Raw genomic sequence first — 20628 nt, 5'->3', positions numbered from 1 at the left:
CCGTTGCGTAGGCGACGAAGGAGCAAGCAACGGCGTCTAACCGGCGGCCCCTTGGGGCCGCGGACATGCGCGCGCCAGCGCGCCAATAACTCTGTCGGACCCTCGTGACATCATGCGAGCACCATGGAACTACGCAAGGGTGCGCACGCGCCGGTCCCGACATCGCTTCTCGCCGTGGTCGTTTCATGGCGGTCGGCGCATGCCGTAGACGCGCACGCCCTGCTGGTCACCGAGTCGGGCCTGGTCCGCGGTGACCGGGATTTCGTCTTCTTCAACGCGCCCCGCCACGCCTCCCAGGCGGTAACCCTTGACCAGGAGCCCGCCCCCGGGACCGCGCGACTGAGCATTTCGCTGCCGCGCACCGAACCCGATGTGGCACGCATCGTCGTCAGCGCGTCCCTCGACGACGCCACCTTCGACCAGCTCCCCGACCTCACCTTGACCGTGCACGCCGCCGACGGCCCGATCGCCCAGTTCACCATCGACGGCATCGAAGACGTGCAGGCGATGATGTTCGGCGAGTTCTACCGCCGCGACGGCCAGTGGCGGTTCCGTGCGATCGGCCAGGGCTGGTCCGGTGGGCTGGCCGGCCTGGCCGGTGAATTCGGGGTCACCGTGGACGAACCCGCCACGGGACGCCCCGCCACCGCGCCCGCCGACAGGTCGAGGGTGCCCGCGCAACCGGTCCGGGCCGCGTCCGCCGACGTCGCACGCCCCGCCGAGCATGCTCGATTCGCGAGTGCGCCGTCTCGACACGACACCTCGACGTCTGTCGCCGACACCGATCCGACCGCACCGTCCCATACTGGCCCGGTATCGACACGCCCTCCGGCCCTGTCCCGCCGCGTCATCGACGTCCCACCCCCGCCGCCTCTCGACCCGGAGATCGCCGACTGGCACCCCGATCCGGAGTCGCCCGATCAACTCCGCTGGTGGGACGGCGACGAGTGGACCACCAGCGTCCACCCTCACATCCACGATCACCGAACCCGCTGCAACCGCTGCGGCAATCCGTTGCGGCGCAAGCTATTCGGCGGCCACGGACCGTGCAAGAACTGTGCCGACGAGATCGAGGAGTTCCTCACCCACTGGCGCAACCGAGCCAGGCGCGTCCTGGCGGGCCCCGGCACGATGTCGGAGGAATGGACCGAGGTGTGGGCCGCCCTGCGCTTCCAGCGCATCGACGAGGAGCGCGGCCGAACAGTACTGCGCGAGGCGGGCCTGACCCAGGTCGAGCGAATGGTCGCCTTCGCCTTCGCCGACGGTGAGGTGTTCGCCGACGAACTGGACGCCTTCGAACATGTCGTGAGCGAACTGGCACTGTCCGGCGCCATCGTCGACGATCTGCGCCGCCGAATGCATCGCGGCCGCACCCTCTCCCGCTTGCGCGCCGGCGAACTGCCCACCGTCAACACCCCCGGCCTGCACCTGGACCCCGACGAGCGCGTCCACCTCGACCTGCCCGCCGTCCACATCCGCATGCTCGCCCGCGGCCCACGCAACACCGAGGGCAGGCTCATCGGCAGCTCCAAGAAGCTGCGGTTCGTCGGCGACGGCACCGGCATCGAACTGCCGTGGAACCGGGTGGTGTCGGTGCATCCCGAGCACGGCACCGTCGTGCTCGCGGCAACCTCGGCACGCGGCGGCGCGACCTTCGGTGTCACCGACCCCGACTATGTGGCGGCCGCACTGGAAGGTGCGCTGCGCGTGTCGAAACGCCTGGTCCTGACACCGGGACAGCGCGACAGCCGCAGCATCCCCCAGGATGTGAAAGCCCAGGTGTGGCAGCGCGACGGCGGCGCGTGCGTCGAATGCGGCGACGGCCACTACCTGGAGTTCGACCACATCATCCCGCTCAGCCGCGGTGGTGCGACGAGCGCGACGAACCTGCAGATCCTGTGCCGGGCCTGCAATCGCGCCAAGGGCGCGCGGATCTAGCCGAGGATCGCGTTCATGATGGTGCCGCCACTGGTGGCGACGACGCCGCCGATCATGGCGCCCGCGATCATCTTCGGCGACTCCATCGCGCTACCGTTCCACTTCTCCCAGGCGAACTTTCCGCCGGCGACGGTGATGGCGAGCACACCCGACAGGATCATGAACCAGGTCAAGTACTGAACCATTTTCATGATCTTGTCCGACAGCGGAGGCGCTTCCGGCGTCGGATTGCCGATCTGCGCGTACGTGGTGATGGTGTCGGCCATCGACGTCAGAATGATGCTCATAGCCTGCTCCCCTATCGCGTGCCGCGAACTGCGTTCCAGCCCTGCCGTATTCGATCGTGGTCCAGGATACGGGCGCGAACCCCCTGCACACCAACAAAACCGATCGGTTCGCTCCGGACGTGCGCCGACACCTTCGCACCTGACCGGATACGATCAGTGCAGAGTTCATCGTCGTTCCTCCGAGATACCGAGTGAGACCCCATGCTCCTGGCCGCCGTCACCGATACCTTGGCGCAGATCGGCAATCCGACCCCCGAAGCACCGCCACTGGCGGACAAGATCATGCAGCTGGTCAGGTACCTGACTTGGTTCATCTTGTTGTCCGGCATCATCGCCATCACTGTCGCGGGCGGAAAGTTCGCCTGGGAGAAGTGGACCGGTAGCTCTATGGAGTCGCCGAAGATGGTCGCGGGCGCGATGATCGGCGGCGTCGTCGCCACCAGCGCGGGCACCATCATGAACGCGATGCTCTAGGTTCCTGCTCCGCTCGGGACGGCTCGGGATCAACCCGGGCCACCTCGACCGGCCAGGAACGAGTCGGCCCGAGTTCTGTGGAGATCAACAGAACTCGGGCCGCATGAGTGTTGTCGAGTGTCGGCGCACAGCATCTACCTCCTGTCGTTCAGCGCGTCGGGTCGGCTAGGTGTAGAGCCGGTCCACGAAGGCGTTCAGGTTTTCCACCACGCGCTGCGCCTTCTCCTCCGGCGTCAGATCCTCGCGATACCGGCTGCCCATCGACGGCCGCTTCTTGTTGCGCGCATACAGCGAGCAGGCCAGATCGGTGCACATGTAGCTGCCGACGGTGTTGCCCTTGCGCCCCGACTCGCCCGTCTTGCTCGCGGTCATCAGCGAAACACCACCACCCGAGTGCGTGGTGAGACAGATCGTGCACATCTGCGTCTTGCCCGACCCGCCGGTCTCGTGCCGCAACGCGACACTGACCAGCCCGTCCTCGCGCGGCACCGAGATATAACAGCGCCCCGCGTACGAGGGGTCGGTCCAGCCGAGGAAGTCGAGATCCTCCCAGGGCCGTTCGCCCAGGTCACGCGGCACATTCAACCGCTTGGCGTCACCTTTCGAACAGTTGACGAACGACGACCTGATGTCGCGTTCGGTAATGGGTTCCATGTGTTGATCCTTTCAGTCTGCGAACAGCAAACGGTAGACACGCTAACGACCACTACCTGCGGTGACAACCCGATTTCCGGCCTCCGGTGGCTCCGCGCCTACCTCGTCGCCGATTCGAGTACGGGATAGTCGGTGTAGCCGGTGGCGTCGCCGCCGTAGAAATAGGCGTCATCGAACGCGTTGATCGGGGCGTCGTCGCGCAGCCGGGCCACCAGATCCGGATTGGCCAGAAACGAGCGGCCCAGTGCGATCAGGTCGGCCCCGGCCGCCAGGAGCGCGTCGGCCGCCGCCTTGCCCCCGTCGGCGGGCAGCGGGTCACCCCAGCCGAGCACGGGGTTGGCGATCAGTTTGCCGGCCCAGTCTCCACGGATGCGCTGGAAGACCTGCGACCGCGGATCGGCGAACACGACATGCAGGTAGGCGAGGCCGCGGGCATTCAGCTCGCGCACCAGCGCGGGATACAGTGCGGCCGTGTCGCTTTCGACGATGTCGTTGGCGCCGACACCTGGCGCGATACGCACACCCACCCGCTCCGCGCCGATCTCGGCGACAACCGCGTCGACCACTTCCATGGTGAACCGGATGCGATGCGCGATCGATCCGCCGTAGCCGTCAGTGCGCTGGTTGGTGTTGTCGGAGAGGAACTGGTGCAGCAGCATCCCATTGGCGCTGTGCACTTCGACCCCGTCGAATCCGGCCTCGATCGCCTTGCGGGCGGCGGTCGCGAAGTCGGCCACGGTGGAATCGATGTCCTCGACGGTCATCTCACGTGGCACGACCGCGTCCCGCGAGCCCGCGGCGGTATGGACCGTGCTCGACAGGCGGACCGGCGAAGGAGCCAGCGGCACCGCACCACCGTTGTCGGGATGACCGACCCGGCCGCCGTGCTGCAGTTGCAGGAAGGTGCGGCCCGACGCGGCATGCACGGCGTCGGTGACGCCGCGCCAGCCGGCGATCTGCGCGTCGGTGTAGATGCCGGGGATGCCCGCGAAGGTCGTGCCGACGCGATTCGGGCTGGCGGCCTCGGCGATGATCAGCCCCGCGGTGGCGCGCTGGGCGTAGTAGGTGGCCATGAGTTCGGTCGGGCTGCCGTCCGCGTCGGCGCGGTTGCGCGACATCGGCGCCATCACCAGACGGTTCGGCAGGTCGAGGGTGCCGAGGGTGGCCGGGTCGAAAATGCTGGGCTGTGCTGCGGTGTTCGTCATGGGAGGTACCGTAAATCCTGACACCGATGTGAGATTCAAGTCGGAGCGGGAAAGGCCAGGTGGCGCATGCGAATCGGAGAGCTGGCGAAGCGGACCGGGGTGAGCGAGCGGTCGCTGCGCTACTACGAAGAGCAGGGCTTGCTGGTGTCCGGTCGCACGCCGGGCGGGCACCGCGACTACCCCGACCTGGCCGTCGACCGCGTCATCCACATTCAGGAGCTGTACGCGGCCGGGCTGTCGAGCAAGAAGATCGCGCTGATTCTGCCGTGCATGCGGGATGCGGACGGCCGGGCGAACGAGCGCGCCACCCCGGAACTGGTCGACGAGCTGCGCACCGAACGCGACCGGATCGACCGCACGATCGCCGACCTGCTGCGATCGCGCGGTGTCCTCGACGAGGTGATCGACCGGGCGGCCGACGGACTGGGAGTCAGCTGATGATTCCCGCGGCGCGGGCGGCACCCAGCCAGTCCGGGAATTCGCCGAGCAAAAGGCGGTAGAGCTCGGCGTCATCGATCTGGTCGATATCCTCGACAGCGAAGAAGCCCGCGTTGTCGACAACGCGACCGTCGAGTTCGTCGAGGGTGCGCAGCACGCCGAAGTTGGCTCTGCCGAGGCCGATGAACTGCCAGAAGGCGGGCAGGTGGGCGGCCTCGCGCATCAGGGCGGCGATCTCACGCTTCTTCGCGAAGCCGCCGTCGGTGAAGAACAGCACCAGCGTCGGCTCAGCGGTGAGGGTATCGATGACCGCGCGCATGATGGGCAGCTCGTCGTTGCGGCCGCCGATCCCGTCGTAGTCGATGCCCTGGTGGGTGCCCTTGAGATGAAGGTAGGTCTGCGCCCACTGCTCTCCGCCCGCCACAGTGATATCGGGCAGCTTCGCGTAGGTCAGCGCGTAGAGGTATGCCTCGAGGGTGCCATCGTCATCGAGCTGGGTGGCAACCGGGATCATCCGCTCGACGACCCGATGCACGGTCCCGCCGTTGTACATCTTCTGCATGCTGCCGGTCTTGTCGATTACCAGCACCACCCGCGCCCTGACGCCGAAGGCGCTCTTGTCGATGAGCACCTTCGCGACTTCACGCTTGCGCATGTCCAGCTTCTGCCGCTTCTCGAAAGACAGCGCCGCCTCCCCTGGCACGCTCCGAACCTCGGGCACCGCGATAACATCAGGCTCGTCGTCCACGCTCACCCCGTGATCGGTGACCAGGTCGGCGAACCCGCCCGCGTATCCCTGCCCGACAGCCCGGACCTTCCACTGTTCGCCCCGGCGATACAGCTCGAGCGCGATCACCACCGACTCACGACCGAGCCCGTCGATCACGTACTCGTGCAACACAGTCCCCGCACGATCAGCTACCGCCGCGACCGGAGACGCGGCGCTCCCGAACGTATCTCCCTCTGCGGCAACGGTGATCACCGCGCGAATCTGCGCGATCTCCGCAGGCACCGAGCCCGGCGAGACCTCCAGCGTCCCACCGTTCAACCGGACACCCGGCGCCTGTGGCTGATTGAAGAAGACGAAGTCCGCGTCCGAGCGAACTTTGCCCGCCTCGGTCACCAGCAGTGCCGAGAGGTCGGCCGCGACCCCGCCCCGGACCGACAGCACCACCTCCGCCGAATCCAAGCTCGCGTTCTGCCCTTTGACCAGCGCAGCAGCCATCGCCGTCCCTCTCATCACACCGTAATGCCCCACACCCTAGGCGAATACGGGGCTAGATCCAGCCCTTCTCTCGCGCTTTGAGTGCGGCTTCGTAGCGATTGGACACGCCGAGCTTGGTCATCGCCGAGGACAGGTAGTTGCGGGTGGTGCCCGGTGAGAGGTGTGCGCGTTTGGCGATGTCCTCCACGGAGGCACCGTCGGCGGCGAATTCGAGCACGTCGGCCTCGCGGGCGGTGAGCACGGTGTCCCCCGCGCTGATGGCTTCGGCCGCGAGTTCGGGATCCACGTATCGACCACCGTTGTGCACCGACCGGATCACCTCGGCCAGCGTCGCCGCCGAGGTCGTCTTGGGCAAGAACCCCCGCACGCCCGCGGCGAGAGCGCGCTTGAGATAGCCGGGCCTGCCATGGCTGGTGACGATCAAAGTGCCTGCGCCAGGGGTGATTCGGAGCAGCTCGACCGCTGTGTCGATGCCGTCGATACCCGGCATCTGCAGATCGATGACGGCGACCGCGACAGGCTCACTCTCCTCGGCCCTGCGCCGCCACGCGGCGAGCAGTTCGGCACCGGAGCCGACGTGGGCGACGACCTCGAGATCGGGCTCCAAGCCGAGCATCGTCGCCATGGCGGCGCGGATGAGGGTCTCGTCGTCGGCGAGGAGTACGGGAATCACTGATTCTCCCAATGGATTTCGAGGATGAACTCGTCGCCGGAGGTGGCGATGTCGAGGGTCGCGCCGACCGCGGCGAGGCGTTCGCCGAGCCCACGCAGCCCGGATCGTTCACCGATCGAGCCCTGCGGACGATCGTTGCGCAGCGACATACCCGACCCGCCGAGTGTGAGAGTCGCGGTGGTCGCTGCCGAGTGTTCGACGATATTGGTGGTGCCTTCACGGACCACCCAGGCCGCGACTTCGTGGAATGCCGTGGGCACCTTGGCCGCGTCTCCCTCGATGACGAGTTCGCATCCCGCCGCCGACAGCAGTGACCGTGCCCCGGCCACCTCCCCGCGCAGGTCGATATTGCGGTAGCCGCGCACCAGGGTGCGCATCTGTCCCATCGATTCGACCGCCAGCGTTCTGATCTCTTCCATCTCCGCGGTCGCCCGGTCGACGTCGCCCGCTCGTGACAGTGCCACCGCCAGTTCGCTTTTCACAGCGATGGCGGAGAACCCACGGCCGACGACATCGTGCAGGTCCCGAGAGAAACGTAGCCGTTCCTCGGCGACCTGCAGCTGCGCCTCGACCCCTTTGGTCCGCTCCAACTCGTCGATGATTCCCAGCGCCCACACGGTGAGCAGCGTCAACACGATCGCGAATGCCCCTGCGAGCAGCAGCGACGCGGTCCCCTCCAATCCGGCCACCAGCGGCGCTCCCAGCACCGGCGGGGTGATCACGCTGAGGCCGATCAGAATCCACCACTTGTGCCGGGCGAACGCGACGACGGAGAAGATCGTCAGCAACGCCGCGGACACACCGACAACGCGTGCGCCGACGACAATCGACTCGTCGGTCGCGAGGTGGGCAACGACTCCGCTGACCGCCCAGAGCGCGGCCAGGACCGCGGTGGCAAGGGGCAGCATCCGCGGTCGTGCCACAACACCGGGGACGGTCGCGAAAGCGGGTTGCGCCTCCACGGCGGCCATCGCCGCGATGCCGCCCACTGCGATCATGAGCACCGCCACCACCGAGCCCGCGGAGATCGCCAACGCGACGGCCAGACCGGCGATGGCCGCCTGGAACGTGAGCCGCGAGTAGAGCCGGTACTTGGCCGACCCCGACAGCTCATGCCACCAGGCGGTCGCGCGCATCACCCGCGGTCGTCCCAGCGGAAGCTCTTGCGGGTCAGCACGAGCGCGAGAACGGTCCATAGCGCCAGTGTCGCAAACGGACGGCCGGATTCGATGACGGTGTCCGCGAAGCTGAGCGCGGCGTCGGATTCGGCGGCCGCCGACAGCTTGCCCGCTGTGCCGAGTGAGATGAGATCGGAGACGGCGGCGAACGGAGTCCAGTCGGCCACCTGCGCCAGCCGGTCGGGCAGCACATTACGGATGGAGGCCATGCCCAGCATCGCGATGATCATCACCGGCAGCGAGGTGATCTGCGCGGCCTCGGCGTTCTTGGTGTACGCGCTGGTCGCCAGGGCGAGCAGCGAGAACAGCACCGTCCCGCCGACCAGGGCTACGGCGATCGCTAAGGGGTTGACGGGGGCGGGTGTGCCGGTGCCGTAGACCACCGCGGTGACAACAGCGGTGCACGCGAACGTCATGATGGCGCCGGGTATGGCCGGGGCGAGCTGGATCTGCCAGTCGGCGGCCTCGCCTGTGCGCAGCCGTTTCAGCACACCTTCGCTGCGGCGCGTGGTCACCATCGAGAGCACCGAGTAGTACTGGACGAACAGCAGGGCCATCAGCGCGAGCAATTCGAAGGCCACCGCCGCCATCGCCGTTGTCGGCTCGGCGTCCTTGCGGGCAATGAGGAAGGTGGCCAACGGGATTCCGATCGGGAAGACCGTGGCCATGTAGACGAGAGTCTTGTTGCGCCGGAACTGCAGCCACTCGGCCCTGGCGAGCGCGGTGAGTGGTCGACGGCGAAATCCGTTGGCGGGCAGGGTGGTGGTCATCGTGCTCCGATCAAGGTGGGAGTGGTTGCCTCGGCGATATCGAGAAAGACCGATTCCAGCGACGCGGCACGCGCCTCGAGCCCGGTCAACCGCACGCCCGCTTCGCGTGCCCAGCCGAGCAGCTCGAACAAGTGGCCCTGTAAATCGCTGGTGCTGATGGTGACTCGCGCTTGCGCGTCGACGCGGGCGCCGCGGAACTGCGGCACCGGCAGGCCGGGGTGGTCGAAGGCGATGCGCGCCGGGTGGTCCTCGACGATGTCGCGCAGCGTGCCCCTGCGGGCGATCGCGCCCTTGTGCATGATCGCGATCTGATCGGCGAGTGCTTCGGCCTCGTCCAGATAATGTGTGGTGAGAACCATCGTCACCCCCGACGCCTTGAGGTCGGCGAGCAATTGCCAGGTCCCACGCCGGCTTTCCGGGTCGAGGCCGGTGGTCGGCTCATCCAGGAACAGCAAGCGCGGTTGTCCGAGCAGGGCGCACGCCAGATCGACGCGGCGCTGCTCACCACCCGACAGCGCGCCGACCCGCACGCCCGCGCGATCGGTCAGGCCGACCTGTGCCAGCACTGCGTCGGCGGTGGTCGGATCGGTGCACGTCCCGCGCCACATCTCCAGCGTCTCGGCGACGGTCAGCTCGGCGGGCAACCCACCGGACTGCAACATGATGCCGACCCTCGGGCGGACCTGGTCGCGGTGCCGGAGCGGGTCGAGTCCGAAGACCTCGACCTCGCCCGCCGAGGGGGCGATGAGCCCTTCCAGCATGTCGAGCGTCGAAGTCTTGCCCGCGCCGTTCGTCCCGAGCAGCGCGAACACCTCCCCCTCGTGCACCTCGAGGTCGACGCCTTTGACGGCTTCGAATGCGTCGTCGCCGCGGCCGTACGTTCGGCGCAGCCCGCGTGCGGTGATGACGTCTGTGTTTCTCATGCCTTCTACGGTGGTCGACTTCCGGCGTCACCAGTAGTAAGCGCAGTCACCGATCGCCGATGGGATTCGCATGGGTCGCACATGACATAAGTCATCGGTCCTGGGATGTGCGCAGGAGTGCGATGCCGTAGGCGACAAGCCAGACCGCCTACAACCACCGCCTCTACCCTTGACCGCGAATTGCTCGCTCGGCGATTCACCCTCCATCGACCGAGATGTTGTCTACTATCGGTCGTAGTAGATCGAACATTGGAGGGGCAGTGAGTGATCCGAACGAGGGACATAACACCAAGAGGTCGTTGGTGGCACGACTGGTTGAATCGGGCTCCCAATTCGTGAACAAGCGCGGGATCTACCTGGGCCGCCGATCGACGAAACTTCATGTGGCCCTGTACCGCCGGACCGGCGGCCGACTGGGTGGGCGCATGCCCGGCTGGCCCGATGCCCGAATCCTGCTCCTCGACCACGTCGGCGCCAAGACCGGCACCCACCGAACATCACCCTTGATGTACCACGCCGACGGCGATGTCATCGCCTTAGCCGCGTCCAAAGCCGGTCAGCCAACCCACCCAGCCTGGTTCCACAACCTGAAAGCCAACCCGGACACCACGATCCACATCGGCGCCCACCCACACCCCGTCCGAGCCCGCGTAGCAACCGATGCGGAACGAAACCTACTGTGGCCGAAGTTCATCGAGCTCTTCCCGAGCTACGACTTCTACCAACGCAACGCAGGCAACCGCAGAATCCCGATCGTGATCCTCACGCCACGCAGGTAATCTCACCGCAGCATTCCCGTGGACGCCGACCAGGGGCCGATCGGTTCACCTAGTCGCCAGGCCAGACAATCGCAGCTACCAAAACCGAGAGCGGCACCGCGAAAGCCAAGAGCCAACCGACGAGCATCACCGATCGGTTCCCTCCGCCGCCGTGAGCCAGTCCGCGATGTTGTCGAGCGACCCGATGCAGACCACCCGGAACGGATTCGCGAGCTGCCAGCCATAAGGCGGCTCGTCCGATCGACGGATTCCCATGGATCGCTTCGCGGCCCGTTCGTTCAATGCCTCGAGCTGTTTACGTACCGCCTTGCTCACGCTCCACGCCCCAATGCCACCATCTGTACCTCGCAGACCCATCCACTGCTGGGGTTCGACACGATTCCCTCCCGATGTATGGACGGGCTCCACCCAATCGGCTTGCCGACCGGGCGGCCCGTGTGCGGTGCGAAGGCGCTCCCCCGCTCCGAACTAAGGATCGATCACCGGTAGGGCCGTTCACACCGCATCGTCGGGACGTGTGGGACGATTAGGCTGTATCCATCCATTCGTCCCACACGCGAGGTGGAGAGCATGAACCATGGTCTGCGCCAAGCAATGACGGCGGCGAAGCTTACCGAGCAACAGTTGGCCGATGCGTGCGATGTCGATGCGAAGACGGTTGCCCGGTGGGTGGCGAACGCGGCGCGCGTTCCCCACGCCAAGCATCGTTGGCGCGTGTGCGAACTGCTCGGGTCCAGCGAGAGCGACCTGTGGCCTTCGTCGGTCCGATTACAGGTCAAATCCGGGTCGGATCGAGAGATCGTTCAGGTGTACCCGTATCGGTCCGCGGCGCCCGCATCACTCTGGCGCTCGCTCATAAGCAATGCACGGACGGAGCTCACATTCGCCGGGTACACGAACTACTTCCTCTGGCTCGAACACGCCAACTTCGGCCGGTTGTTGCAGCGCAAGGCTTCTGCAGGCTGTCGCGTCCGCTTCCTGATCGGCGACCCGGAACATCGCGTAACCCGTGACCGGGAAGTAGAAGAGTCGGTGCCACTCACTCTGTCGTCGCGGATCGCCGTGACAGTGGGTGAGCTGGAGCGAATCCGCGGAACCGACAACATGGAAGCGCGTTTCGAGACCGGACACGTGAGCATCTCGGTGTTCAGGTTCGACAACGACATGCTGGTAACCCCCATCCTCGCGCGTCGTGTCGGACACGATTCCCCGATGCTGCACCTACGACGCGAACAGCCGGACGGCATGTTCGATCGGTTCATCGAGCACGTCGAAGAACTGTGGTCCCGCGGCCGGAACATCTGGGAGGGTTGATTCATGGGCAGAATCGACTACCAGAACGACCCCAACGCACCCACGCCGAACTCGCTGGTGCCGGCTGCATCAGTGGTGGTCGTAGACGACCGTGGCCGAGTGCTACTGCAGCGCCGCGTCGACAACGGCATGTGGGCATTGCCCGGCGGAAAGATGGAACTCGGCGAATCGCTCGCTGAGTGCGGTGTGCGCGAGACCTTCGAAGAGACCGGGATAGACATCGAAATCACCGGCATCGTCGGCACGTACACCAACCCGGGCCATGTATTTGCCTACGACGATGGCGAAGTACGGCAGGAGTTTTCGATCTGCCTACTGGGCAAGCCGACCGGCGGCGACCTTCGATCATCGGACGAGTCACACGAGGTCGAATGGTTCATGCCGGAAGAAACCGACGACCTTCCGATGATCAACGCGATCCGCCTTCGGCTCTCCGATTGGCGCACTGGCCGCTTCCCTGCCGTTCGATGAGGCCGTAACGATGCCGACGCGCATGATCAAGGCATGAGTTACGCCGTGGCCTACCTACAGTACGCCGGATCAGGCCCGATGCGGTACGAAGAGAAGCTACTCACCGAGGGCTTCGGAAGACTCGACATCCCCGTCCGTCACTACAGCCTGAAACGTATTCAACGCAGGCAGTTGGCTCTGGGACCAGACGTTTTCATCGCCGGGGACATGGATGCGATGCACGGCGCGATGCGCCAATTACGTATTCCGATACCGCAACCCGACGACTATCCCGAAGCGCTTCGCGGCTTCCTCCGACGGAACGTTTGGGCCTCGACACTGGGCGAGATCGAGTGTGCGATGGATAGTGGCTCCGCCACACCAGTTTTCGTCAAGCCCGCAGACCGGCGAAAGAGCTTCACCGGAGCCGTCTGCTACTCGGAACGCGATTTCGCCACTTGGGGAAATGCCAGTCGACGCCAGCGCGTCTGGTGCTCGGAGGTCGTCACCTGGATTTCCGAATACCGCGTCTACGTCATCGACCAGCGGATCGTCGCCGTCGACCACTGCGACGGTGACAACTCCGTGCCGCTGAACATGGAAACAGTCGAGTCAGCGGTGACTACCTACTGCCGTTCTGACACAGCGCCCACCGCCTACGGCATCGATTTCGGCGTACTGGCCAACGGCGAAACAGCACTCGTCGAGGCCAACGACGGCTACGCCCTCGGCGCCTACGACATCGCCGCGGACCAGTACACCGAACTGCTGATGAACCGATGGAGTGATCTGCTCACGTCCGCGGCACGGCCGACGGACTGAGGTAGAGCGAATCACCCGGCCGAGAAGACTCGTGAACTTCTGACGTCAGCTCATCGACGGCGCAGGGATGCGTTGAGCAGAGATGGTGGGGTGTCGTGCTTTTCGTGGGGGGCGAGGTCGGTGCCGGGGGCGACGATCGTATCGATGGCGTCGAGGACGTCGGGTGGCAGGACGGTGTCGGCGGCGGCGAGTTGGGATTGCAGGTGGTTCATGGTGCGGGGGCCGATGATGGCGCTGGTGACGGCGGGGTGGGCGGTGACGAAACCCAGGGCTAGTTGGATCAGGGTCAGGCCCGCCTGGTCGGCCACCTTGGCGAGTTGTTCGACGGCGGTCATCTTGGCGTGGTTGGCCGGGATGGTGGTGTCGTAGCGGTCGGGCATGAATGTTGAACGGCTGGTGGTTATTTCGCGGTCGGCGCGGATCGCGCCCGAGAGCCAGCCCGAGGCGAGTGGGCTCCATGCGAGTACGCCGAGGCCGTATTCCTCGGTGACCGGGAGTACGTGGGTTTCGATGCCGCGCTGCAGGATCGAGTAGTTGGGCTGTTCGGCGACGTAGCGGCTCAGGTGGTGTTCTTTGGCGGCCCACTGCGCCTGCACGATGCGGTAGGCGGGGAACGTCGAGGATCCGAAGTAGCCGATCTTGCCCGCGCGCTGCAGATCGGTCAGTGCCGAGAGGGTTTCCTCGTCGCTGGTTTCGGGGTCCCAGCGGTGGATCTGGTAGAGGTCGACGTGGTCGACGCCGAGTCGGCGCAGGCTGTTGTCGAGCGCGGTGGTCAGCCAGCGGCGCGAACCGCCGCGATGGTTGCGCTCCTCGCCCATCGGCATGCTCGCCTTCGTGGCCAGCACGATGTCGTCGCGGCGGCCCGCGATGGCCTTACCGACCAGTTCCTCGGATTCGCCCTGGCCGTACATGTCGGCGGTATCGATGAGGTTGATGCCGCCGTCGATGGCGACGTCGATCATGGCGGTGACCTCGTCCTGCGTGGACTTTCCCAGCTTGCCGAAGTTCATCGCGCCGAGCACGAGCGTGCTGACCTGAACGCCGGTACGACCCAGAGTGCGGTACTGCATGGCGGTTCCTCCCAGATGAGCTTGGTTCGGCTCGCCGATTCTGGCATCCTCAACCAAGCGGAACGATGTTCCGCTAATCAACATACGGAACACTGTTCCGTTTGCCAAGAGGGAGGTTTCGCGACCGTGGTCGACAACCCGGCCGAGGCACCGCGCAAACGCGCCGACGCCCGGCGCAATCAGCAAGCGCTACTCGACGCGGCCGCGGCCGCCTTCATCGCCTCGGGCGTCGATGTCCCCGTCCGCGAGATCGCCACCCAGGCAGGCGTCGGTGTAGGCACCATCTACCGCCACTTCCCCACCCGAGCCGACCTCATCGTCGCCGTCTACCGCCACCAGGTCGAAGCGTGCGCCGAAGCGGGCCCCGCCCTCCTGTCCACCCACAGCTCCCCCCACGCCGCACTCGGCGAATGGATAACCCTCTTCGCCGACTTCCTCACCACCAAACACGGCCTGGCAGAAGCACTTCAGTCCGACGCCACCACCTTCGAAACCCTGCACACCTACTTCCTCGACCGCCTGGTCCCCACCTGCGCCGCCCTGCTCACCGCCGCCACCACCGCAGGCGAAATCCACCCCGGCACCGACCCCTACGAACTCCTCCGCGCCGTCGGCAACCTCTGCGTCGGCGGCAACACTCCCCGCTACAACGCGCGCCGCATGGTCGCCCTGCTCATCGCGGGGCTGAGCGCGAAGTAGACGCAACGAAACGAGCCCTGGACCGTCCGCGCTCTTCGCGACTTGCGGTCCACTGTCACAGCTGGGGGTCGGCCGGGCGGGTGATGTCGTCCAGCTCTGCCAAGTCCTCATTTGTGAGAGACAGGCCGGCGCCTGCGACGTTCGCACGCAGGTGAGGCACCTTCGATGTGCCGGGGATGAGCAGAATGTTCGGCGAACGCCGCAGCAGCCAGGCAAGCGCGACCGACATCGACGTCGCCCCCAGGCGGCGGGCGACTGCCGAGAGCGCCGAGGACTGCAGCGGACTGAACCCGCCGAGCGGGAAGAACGGCACGTACGCGATGCCCTCGGTTGCGAGCCGGTCGATGAGCTCATCGTCGTGGCGGTGGGCGAGGTTGTACATGTTCTGCACACACACGATCGGGGCGATGCTCTGCGCTTCGGCGACCTGCTCGGTGGTGATGTTGCTGACCCCGAGGTGGCGGATCAGACCGTCCTGCTGGAGCTCGACGAGAGTCTCGAACGCCTCGGCGAGCGAACCCGGCTGCGGCCCTTCGGCGTCGCCCATCCGCATGTTGACCAGGTCGAGCACCTCGACCCCGAGCGCCTGAAGGTTCTCGTGGACCTGCTTGCGCAGGTCTTCGGGTCGCCGGGCTACCGGCCAGCCACCCTGTGCGTCACGGTTCGCGCCCACCTTGGTCACTATGCGCAGTGACCCGGGATAGGGGTGAAGCGCCTCTCGGATCAGCTCGTTGGTTATCCGCGGCCCGTAGGCGTCGCTGGTGTCGATGTGGGTGATCCCCAGCTCGACCGCCGTACGCAGCACGGCCAGCGCGCCGTCGTGATCGGCCGGCGGGCCCATGACCCACGGGCCAGCGAGCTGCATGGCACCGTAGCCGAACCGGGTGACCGTCAGGTCGCCGAGGGTCCAGGTTCCTCCGGGAAGAAGAGTCGAAGTTGTGCTCAACGTGGTGCCCTTCGTAGGTCGCTGGAGGGTGGCGCTTTCCACCCCCCGTGGACCAGTATCGGAGAGTGACTTCCCGTGAGGAAGTAGGCACTCTAGAGTGCGTAACCCACCAGAAGGAAGGCACGATCCGTGACTACGACGGCGGCTCAGAAGAAGGCGCAGGCAAAGGTGGAGTACAACGCGTTCCTGGCGGTATGCCCCAGCCGCCAACTACTCGACCGAATTTCCGACAAGTGGGTCGTCCTGATCCTCTGCGCGCTCGGCGGCGACGGCTCGCCCGTTCCCGGTACAGCAGGCTCGCCCGAGGCGATGCGCTACTCCGAGATTTCTCGTCTCCTGGTCGGGGTCAGCCAAAAGATGCTGACCCAAACACTGCGATCGCTGGAACGTGACGGCTTACTCACTCGCACCGTGACGCCGACCGTCCCGGTCACCGTCACCTACGAGTTGACCGATCTCGGTCTCTCGCTCCACCACATGACGCGCGGCCTCAGGACCTGGGCCCAGACGCACATGACCGAGGTGCTCGCCAACCGCGAAAACCACGACACTCTGGTCAGGTCGCGATTGCCTGTGGCCGAGTGAACAGCCGCAGTGATTCCTCGACGACGGCGTCGCGGGTTCGACCCTCGGGGTCGGCGTCCGGGCGTAGCCAGATCGAGGCGTGGTTCAAGATGCCGTGCAGGCAGTGCAGCGCGACCGACGGATCCGGGCAATCGAACTCGCCCGACGTAATACCGCCGTCGATGACCTCCCGGAAGATCCGATCGTGGCGCCGACGCATGGTCTTGATGGATTCGCTGTGCTGCTCGGGCCACGGTGCGGGGAACGAGAACAGCTTGCCCACTTCGGGATACAGCACCGTCAGGACACGCAACTGCTCGGCGATGAGCGCGCGTAGCTGCTCGGTCGCGGACAGTGCCGAGGCACTGTCGAGGGCCTCGCCCAGGTGCGTGAGCACGTCGGCGGTCAGTTTCTCCAATGCGGCCGAGACCAGCGCGTCCTTGCTCGGAAAATAGTGGTAGAGAGTGGCTTTCGCGATATCGGAGCGCTCGGCGACGTCCTCGAACCGCATCCCCTGGTAACCGACGCCGGACAGGATCTGCAACGCGGCGACGATCATCTCCGCTTTGCGTCGATCGCGCCGCCGCTCCGCGCGCCCGGCAGGCGCGACGCTCTCGTCCGTGCTCGAAGTCATCACCCGATCCTATCGAGGTGACGTCGAAGGGCCTACCGCGTTTCGCGCAGATAGACCGAGAGGTCGATTGGTCGACCCACTGCAGCCTTCGACCACGGAAGAGCTCGCCTTCCACCAACCGCTTGGACGGCAATTCGACTTGATCGATCAAAACTCGACCGATAGGTTGGGAACCGTGAAGGATATGACTGTTCCCGCGTCCGCCTACTTTCAGCGAGTCGGCGCCCACCGCTTCGTGCCGACAGTTCACGCCAGCGGCGCCTGGGACACCGCCGAGCAGCACTTCAGCCCTCTTGGCGGCCTGATCGTCCACGAGATCCAGCGCACGCGAACACACGAACAACGTCCCCCGCTGGTGATGAGCCGTATCAGCTTCGACATCCTGGGCAGGATCGCGTTCGATGAATTCGAGATCACTGTCCGCACGATCCGCCCCGGGCGCACCATCGAACTGGTCGAGGCGACAGTCGCCATCGCCGGTCGCGACGTCGTCTCCGCGCGTGCCTGGATGCTGAGCAGCCAGGACAGTGACAGTGTCGCGGGCGGGGAGCCTGACCGACTCCCGGCACCCGAGTCGCTGCCGTCGTGGCCGCTGACCTCGATATGGCCCGGCGGGTACATCGCCTCGGTGGATACCCGCCCCGTCGGCGTGCCCCAGCCCGGACGGACCACCGCGTGGGTGCACTCATCGGTGGGCTTGGTCGCCGCGGAATCGGCCGATCCGCTCGCGACGTTCATCGCGCTGGTCGATACCGCCAACGGGATCGCGGTAAGGCAGGAACCCACCAAGTGGATGTTCCCCAACCTGGACCTGACCATCCACCTCTACCGGCAACCCGAAGGCACCTGGACCGGCCTCGATACCACCGTGACGTTCGGCCAGGCGGGGCAAGGATTGACCAGCACGGTCCTGCACGACACCCATGGCCCGGTGGGAGTAGCCCAGCAAATACTGACCGTTCGCCCACAGCAATAACCGCACCGCCAGCGATCCTCGATCTGTCCGGCCCTGGCGGTGACCTGTCCCGAATCCGCTGGAACGACCTGCAATTCGAAGATTCCTACGATCCCGACGAGGTCATGGGCCAGTGCGGCAAACTGAGCGACCTACTGGCAGTCGCTTTCACCCGAAACTACCCCGACAGCAGAATTCGATACATTCTCCTGCACCCGGGCCTGACATCAACCGCCTTCACGGGTGAATACGACGCCGCCAGTGCGGCATTGGTCGCCCGCATGCGAGAACGGGGCCAGCCCGTCGCAGCAGCCCTACACCGAATTCTCCACCACCTCGACAACCGCCCCACTGACCGCGTTCATGCAGGACAACCCGGTAGATATCCACGGCGAGCCCTTCGCCCCCGAGGCCGCCGACCGACTGTCCACCTACACCGAAAAGCTGTTGAACCACGCCCGGCAAATACAGACAAACGGCAGTTCAGAGGGGGTAAGTGGGGCGGGTGGGGCTCGAACCCACGACCAGCGGATTATGAGTCCGCGGCTCTAACCGACTGAGCTACCGCCCCTCGCCGCGGGGGTCTCCGCGGGCGAGTCGCATGGTACCCGGCCGAGTGCGGGGTTGACCACTTGGCGCGGTGGTCGTGTCGCGTCGGCTGGGTGATGTGGGGTGGCTGGGTACAGGAACGGCGATCGGGGTCGCAGCTTCCGAGGAAGACGCGGTGCCCGATCGCCGTTGTGGTGCTACACCCGGGGGTAGGGGTTACGAGCTGTTCGCTCGCTGGCCTCCCCGTGCTCGAACCTCGCGTTCGCGACGTTCGATGCTGCCCCCTGGGTTGCTGGCCAACTTGATCACTCCTATTACCAACAACAGAACCGCAGCGATCACTGCGACGATAATCAGTCCCTGCACGGAACATAACTTAACGTGTATTCCGTTGCGGCGCACAATAAGTTACAATGACGCGCCGACCGTCAATAAGGTACGACCGAGGGCGGAGCGGCTTTCGATAGCGGCATGAGCCTGCCGCACCTGGTCGATCGGGAAGGTTTGCCCGATCACCACTTCCAGCGAACCTTCGACTACCGCCGCCTGAGCGCGGGAAGTGATGCCGACCCAGTCGACATCGTCGCCGACGACGTCGAACAGGCCGAGCACCGTGACAGCGCGTGCTACTGCGGCATCGGTGTCTCCGTCCGCGAATTCTCCTGCGGCAGCACCATATCCGAGGAAGAGTCCGTTGTCGGCGGCGGCGGTCAACGCCGCACCGCCGAGCCGGCCACCCGCTCCGTCGAAGACGATGGCCACTCCCCCACCCGTGATCTCGCGAACTTGCTCCGCCCAGCCCTCGGCGGAGTAGTCGACCACCGCGGTAGCACCCAATCGTGTTGCGAGCGCGAGCTTTTCCGACCCGCGCGCCGCGGCGACAACGTGCGCGCCCGCTGCGATCGACAGCTGGATGAGCAGCGTGCCGAGGCCACCCGCGGCAGCGGTGTTCAGCACCCACGAATTCGGTTGTACCGCAGCCCTGTCGAAGATCGCCAGGGCGGTGCGGCCGTCGTGGGCGAGGCCGACGGCCTGCTCGGTGGTCAATCCGTCGGGGATCTCGGTCAACGTGGCGGCCTTGGCAAGGGATTTCTCGGCATAGCCGCCGATGGGCAGGCCCCCGCCGATGCCGCTGGCCGCGGTCTGGGTGACGACGCGCTTGCCGAGCCAGCTCGGATCGACCTCGGCACCGACCGCGCTGACCACACCGCCGATCGCGCCACCGGGGACGTAGGGCAGGCTCAGCGGGAAGTAGTCCTGACCCCACCCACTACGCAGCCGGGTGTCGAGGAACATCACGTCGGCGACCTCGACGTCGACGACCACTTCGACCGAATCCGGTTGTGGTGTGGGGAATTCCAGCACCTCCATGACTTCTGGCCCACCGAATTCCTTGACCTGCACTGCACGCATGGCGACTCCTTCGTGGCGTTGACCGAACAAAGTCAAGGATGAAACCTCGAGTCGAGTTCAGGTCAAGTGCACTGGGACGTAGATCACGCGATCACGAGCCACCCCCGCGGCTGCTACTGCTCCCACCCACCCCCATCGCCGGTGGCCTTACAGTGAATTGTGGCGTTCTCTTTCCTCCGGCCCGGCAGACGGCAAGTCGACCTCTCCACCGTCGACCGCACCGTCGCCGCCCTGCGTTTCCCCGAAGCGATCTTCAAGACCTCACCCTGGCAACCTCGCGATCTCGTGGAAACCGGTCTGCGCCAATGGTTGCGGTGCTGCGGTGCCGCCATTCGCGACGACCAGGTGATCGGTATGCCCTCGCACGCGGTCGACGAGGCGTGGCACGGCTTCATCCTGTGCACCCAGCTCTACGCGAACTTCTGTGAGCAGGCTTACGGACGGTTTCTGCACCATTTCCCCGAGGGCGTCGGGGAGAGTACACAGAATCACAGCACCATGGCCGAACAACTGGGCCGCACCGTGGTCGCCTGGTCGCTGGTGGCGCAACCGGACGAAGAGTGCGTGCTGTGGGACCTGGACCGGAAGGTCGGCGTCGAGGACCCGTGGGGCGTGGACGCCCGGCACGTTGCCGCCGTGACGGAGCAACTGCGCCGGGCGTAGCCGAC

At 65.9% G+C, this 20628-nt stretch carries 24 protein-coding genes and 1 tRNA gene; 11 read left to right on the top strand and 14 right to left on the bottom strand.

The window, feature by feature from the left end; genetic code table 11:
* The first annotated feature begins 123 nt into the window (after nucleotides 1-123).
* Nucleotides 124-1938 carry a TerD family protein gene (locus ACFWPK_RS29380; protein ID WP_378921231.1) on the top strand — a complete coding sequence of 605 codons (1815 nt, stop codon included), beginning with the start codon at nucleotides 124-126 and terminating at the stop codon, nucleotides 1936-1938.
* Here the strand turns inward: ACFWPK_RS29380 and ACFWPK_RS29375 are convergent.
* Complete coding sequence (locus ACFWPK_RS29375) at nucleotides 1935-2225, bottom strand: hypothetical protein (protein ID WP_378921229.1); 291 nt, start codon at nucleotides 2223-2225, stop codon at nucleotides 1935-1937. The two genes, ACFWPK_RS29380 and ACFWPK_RS29375, sit on opposite strands and share 4 nt — an antisense overlap.
* Nucleotides 2226-2426: 201 nt before the next feature.
* Between ACFWPK_RS29375 and ACFWPK_RS29370 the strand changes: the two genes are divergently transcribed.
* Nucleotides 2427-2699, top strand: coding sequence for a hypothetical protein (locus ACFWPK_RS29370; RefSeq protein WP_101469239.1), 273 nt, complete (start codon nucleotides 2427-2429; stop codon nucleotides 2697-2699).
* 165 nt (nucleotides 2700-2864) lie between these two features.
* Here ACFWPK_RS29370 and ACFWPK_RS29365 read toward each other — a convergent pair whose 3' ends face one another.
* The gene (locus tag ACFWPK_RS29365; protein WP_301905613.1) at nucleotides 2865-3353 is read right to left on the bottom strand and encodes an FBP domain-containing protein; all 489 of its coding nucleotides are present in this window, start codon (nucleotides 3351-3353) and stop codon (nucleotides 2865-2867) included.
* Between the two features lie 98 nt (nucleotides 3354-3451).
* Nucleotides 3452-4558 (bottom strand): alkene reductase, encoded by a 1107-nt coding sequence (locus ACFWPK_RS29360; protein WP_378921227.1) that lies wholly within the window; start codon nucleotides 4556-4558, stop codon nucleotides 3452-3454.
* 66 nt (nucleotides 4559-4624) lie between these two features.
* On the opposite strand from ACFWPK_RS29360, the gene ACFWPK_RS29355 reads away from it, so the two are divergent.
* A complete protein-coding gene (locus ACFWPK_RS29355; RefSeq protein ID WP_378921225.1) occupies nucleotides 4625-4996 on the top strand; it encodes a MerR family transcriptional regulator in 372 nt (123 codons plus the stop codon).
* Here the strand turns inward: ACFWPK_RS29355 and ACFWPK_RS29350 are convergent.
* The 5 genes from ACFWPK_RS29350 to ACFWPK_RS29330 are packed head-to-tail and all read right to left on the bottom strand — an operon-like array spanning nucleotide 4989 to nucleotide 9765.
* Nucleotides 4989-6221, bottom strand: coding sequence for a VWA domain-containing protein (locus tag ACFWPK_RS29350; RefSeq protein WP_378921223.1), 1233 nt, complete (start codon nucleotides 6219-6221; stop codon nucleotides 4989-4991). The genes ACFWPK_RS29355 and ACFWPK_RS29350 overlap by 8 nt on opposite strands.
* Nucleotides 6222-6273: 52 nt before the next feature.
* The gene (locus ACFWPK_RS29345; RefSeq protein ID WP_378921221.1) at nucleotides 6274-6894 is read right to left on the bottom strand and encodes a response regulator; all 621 of its coding nucleotides are present in this window, start codon (nucleotides 6892-6894) and stop codon (nucleotides 6274-6276) included.
* Nucleotides 6891-8090, bottom strand: coding sequence for a sensor histidine kinase (locus ACFWPK_RS29340; protein WP_378921219.1), 1200 nt, complete (start codon nucleotides 8088-8090; stop codon nucleotides 6891-6893). Before ACFWPK_RS29340 ends, ACFWPK_RS29345 begins: the two co-directional genes overlap by 4 nt.
* Nucleotides 8030-8842, bottom strand: coding sequence for an ABC transporter permease (locus ACFWPK_RS29335; protein ID WP_378921216.1), 813 nt, complete (start codon nucleotides 8840-8842; stop codon nucleotides 8030-8032). Before ACFWPK_RS29335 ends, ACFWPK_RS29340 begins: the two co-directional genes overlap by 61 nt.
* Nucleotides 8839-9765 (bottom strand): ABC transporter ATP-binding protein, encoded by a 927-nt coding sequence (locus tag ACFWPK_RS29330; protein ID WP_378921214.1) that lies wholly within the window; start codon nucleotides 9763-9765, stop codon nucleotides 8839-8841. The genes ACFWPK_RS29335 and ACFWPK_RS29330 overlap by 4 nt, the downstream gene beginning before the upstream one ends.
* Before the next feature lie 302 nt (nucleotides 9766-10067).
* Between ACFWPK_RS29330 and ACFWPK_RS29325 the strand changes: the two genes are divergently transcribed.
* Nucleotides 10068-10544, top strand: a complete 477-nt coding sequence (locus tag ACFWPK_RS29325; protein ID WP_378921212.1) for a nitroreductase family deazaflavin-dependent oxidoreductase — start codon at nucleotides 10068-10070, stop codon at nucleotides 10542-10544.
* A gap of 126 nt (nucleotides 10545-10670) precedes the next feature.
* On the opposite strand, the gene ACFWPK_RS29320 is transcribed toward ACFWPK_RS29325, so the two are convergent.
* Nucleotides 10671-10859, bottom strand: a complete 189-nt coding sequence (locus ACFWPK_RS29320; protein WP_378921210.1) for a hypothetical protein — start codon at nucleotides 10857-10859, stop codon at nucleotides 10671-10673.
* A gap of 255 nt (nucleotides 10860-11114) precedes the next feature.
* Here ACFWPK_RS29320 and ACFWPK_RS29315 point away from each other — a divergent pair, with 255 nt between their 5' ends.
* The 3 genes from ACFWPK_RS29315 to ACFWPK_RS29305 are packed head-to-tail and all read left to right on the top strand — an operon-like array spanning nucleotide 11115 to nucleotide 13130.
* Nucleotides 11115-11858 carry a hypothetical protein gene (locus ACFWPK_RS29315; RefSeq protein WP_378921208.1) on the top strand — a complete coding sequence of 248 codons (744 nt, stop codon included), beginning with the start codon at nucleotides 11115-11117 and terminating at the stop codon, nucleotides 11856-11858.
* A 3-nt stretch (nucleotides 11859-11861) separates the two neighbouring features.
* Nucleotides 11862-12329 carry an NUDIX hydrolase gene (locus ACFWPK_RS29310; RefSeq protein WP_378921206.1) on the top strand — a complete coding sequence of 156 codons (468 nt, stop codon included), beginning with the start codon at nucleotides 11862-11864 and terminating at the stop codon, nucleotides 12327-12329.
* 33 nt (nucleotides 12330-12362) lie between these two features.
* Entirely contained in the window at nucleotides 12363-13130 is a 768-nt protein-coding gene (locus tag ACFWPK_RS29305; RefSeq protein ID WP_378921204.1) for an ATP-grasp domain-containing protein, read from the top strand.
* A gap of 50 nt (nucleotides 13131-13180) precedes the next feature.
* Here ACFWPK_RS29305 and ACFWPK_RS29300 read toward each other — a convergent pair whose 3' ends face one another.
* Nucleotides 13181-14200: an aldo/keto reductase gene (locus tag ACFWPK_RS29300; RefSeq protein WP_378921202.1), complete on the bottom strand. Its 1020-nt coding sequence runs from the start codon at nucleotides 14198-14200 to the stop codon at nucleotides 13181-13183.
* A 126-nt stretch (nucleotides 14201-14326) separates the two neighbouring features.
* Between ACFWPK_RS29300 and ACFWPK_RS29295 the strand changes: the two genes are divergently transcribed.
* Nucleotides 14327-14899, top strand: coding sequence for a TetR/AcrR family transcriptional regulator (locus tag ACFWPK_RS29295; RefSeq protein ID WP_378921200.1), 573 nt, complete (start codon nucleotides 14327-14329; stop codon nucleotides 14897-14899).
* A 55-nt stretch (nucleotides 14900-14954) separates the two neighbouring features.
* Here ACFWPK_RS29295 and ACFWPK_RS29290 read toward each other — a convergent pair whose 3' ends face one another.
* A complete protein-coding gene (locus tag ACFWPK_RS29290; RefSeq protein WP_378921198.1) occupies nucleotides 14955-15845 on the bottom strand; it encodes an aldo/keto reductase family oxidoreductase in 891 nt (296 codons plus the stop codon).
* 129 nt (nucleotides 15846-15974) lie between these two features.
* Between ACFWPK_RS29290 and ACFWPK_RS29285 the strand changes: the two genes are divergently transcribed.
* Nucleotides 15975-16430: a winged helix-turn-helix transcriptional regulator gene (locus ACFWPK_RS29285; RefSeq protein ID WP_378921196.1), complete on the top strand. Its 456-nt coding sequence runs from the start codon at nucleotides 15975-15977 to the stop codon at nucleotides 16428-16430.
* Here ACFWPK_RS29285 and ACFWPK_RS29280 read toward each other — a convergent pair.
* A complete protein-coding gene (locus ACFWPK_RS29280) occupies nucleotides 16402-17043 on the bottom strand; it encodes a TetR/AcrR family transcriptional regulator (protein WP_378921194.1) in 642 nt (213 codons plus the stop codon). The two genes, ACFWPK_RS29285 and ACFWPK_RS29280, sit on opposite strands and share 29 nt — an antisense overlap.
* 184 nt (nucleotides 17044-17227) lie before the next feature.
* Here ACFWPK_RS29280 and ACFWPK_RS29275 point away from each other — a divergent pair, with 184 nt between their 5' ends.
* Nucleotides 17228-18019 carry a thioesterase family protein gene (locus tag ACFWPK_RS29275; RefSeq protein ID WP_378921192.1) on the top strand — a complete coding sequence of 264 codons (792 nt, stop codon included), beginning with the start codon at nucleotides 17228-17230 and terminating at the stop codon, nucleotides 18017-18019.
* A 476-nt stretch (nucleotides 18020-18495) separates the two neighbouring features.
* Here the strand turns inward: ACFWPK_RS29275 and ACFWPK_RS29270 are convergent.
* Nucleotides 18496-18569, bottom strand: a tRNA-Ile gene (locus tag ACFWPK_RS29270).
* A 386-nt stretch (nucleotides 18570-18955) separates the two neighbouring features.
* On the bottom strand, nucleotides 18956-19960 hold the full coding sequence (locus ACFWPK_RS29265) for a zinc-binding dehydrogenase (RefSeq protein ID WP_378921190.1): 1005 nt from the start codon (nucleotides 19958-19960) through the stop codon (nucleotides 18956-18958).
* 159 nt (nucleotides 19961-20119) lie between these two features.
* Between ACFWPK_RS29265 and ACFWPK_RS29260 the strand changes: the two genes are divergently transcribed.
* Nucleotides 20120-20623, top strand: a complete 504-nt coding sequence (locus ACFWPK_RS29260) for a hypothetical protein (RefSeq protein ID WP_378921188.1) — start codon at nucleotides 20120-20122, stop codon at nucleotides 20621-20623.
* The last annotated feature ends 5 nt before the right edge of the window (nucleotides 20624-20628 follow it).

The organism is Nocardia sp. NPDC058519, from assembly GCF_042719755.1.
Lineage (GTDB): Bacteria > Actinomycetota > Actinomycetes > Mycobacteriales > Mycobacteriaceae > Nocardia.
The sequence above is the reverse complement of the archived record's forward strand: the minus strand, read 5'-3'. Positions and strand labels throughout refer to the sequence as shown.

Bases quoted from the DNA above. Each gene is read 5' to 3' on its own strand.
- ACFWPK_RS29380 (WP_378921231.1), top strand. From the start codon at position 124: ATGGAACTACGCAAGGGTGCGCACGCGCCGGTCCCGACATCGCTTCTC.
- ACFWPK_RS29375 (WP_378921229.1), bottom strand. From the start codon at position 2,225: ATGAGCATCATTCTGACGTCGATGGCCGACACCATCACCACGTACGCG.
- ACFWPK_RS29370 (WP_101469239.1), top strand. From the start codon at position 2,427: ATGCTCCTGGCCGCCGTCACCGATACCTTGGCGCAGATCGGCAATCCG.
- ACFWPK_RS29365 (WP_301905613.1), bottom strand. From the start codon at position 3,353: ATGGAACCCATTACCGAACGCGACATCAGGTCGTCGTTCGTCAACTGT.
- ACFWPK_RS29360 (WP_378921227.1), bottom strand. From the start codon at position 4,558: ATGACGAACACCGCAGCACAGCCCAGCATTTTCGACCCGGCCACCCTC.
- ACFWPK_RS29355 (WP_378921225.1), top strand. From the start codon at position 4,625: ATGCGAATCGGAGAGCTGGCGAAGCGGACCGGGGTGAGCGAGCGGTCG.
- ACFWPK_RS29350 (WP_378921223.1), bottom strand. From the start codon at position 6,221: ATGGCTGCTGCGCTGGTCAAAGGGCAGAACGCGAGCTTGGATTCGGCG.
- ACFWPK_RS29340 (WP_378921219.1), bottom strand. From the start codon at position 8,090: ATGGACCGTTCTCGCGCTCGTGCTGACCCGCAAGAGCTTCCGCTGGGA.
- ACFWPK_RS29335 (WP_378921216.1), bottom strand. From the start codon at position 8,842: ATGACCACCACCCTGCCCGCCAACGGATTTCGCCGTCGACCACTCACC.
- ACFWPK_RS29330 (WP_378921214.1), bottom strand. From the start codon at position 9,765: ATGAGAAACACAGACGTCATCACCGCACGCGGGCTGCGCCGAACGTAC.
- ACFWPK_RS29315 (WP_378921208.1), top strand. From the start codon at position 11,115: ATGAACCATGGTCTGCGCCAAGCAATGACGGCGGCGAAGCTTACCGAG.
- ACFWPK_RS29310 (WP_378921206.1), top strand. From the start codon at position 11,862: ATGGGCAGAATCGACTACCAGAACGACCCCAACGCACCCACGCCGAAC.
- ACFWPK_RS29305 (WP_378921204.1), top strand. From the start codon at position 12,363: ATGAGTTACGCCGTGGCCTACCTACAGTACGCCGGATCAGGCCCGATG.
- ACFWPK_RS29300 (WP_378921202.1), bottom strand. From the start codon at position 14,200: ATGCAGTACCGCACTCTGGGTCGTACCGGCGTTCAGGTCAGCACGCTC.
- ACFWPK_RS29280 (WP_378921194.1), bottom strand. From the start codon at position 17,043: ATGACTTCGAGCACGGACGAGAGCGTCGCGCCTGCCGGGCGCGCGGAG.
- ACFWPK_RS29275 (WP_378921192.1), top strand. From the start codon at position 17,228: ATGACTGTTCCCGCGTCCGCCTACTTTCAGCGAGTCGGCGCCCACCGC.
- ACFWPK_RS29265 (WP_378921190.1), bottom strand. From the start codon at position 19,960: ATGCGTGCAGTGCAGGTCAAGGAATTCGGTGGGCCAGAAGTCATGGAG.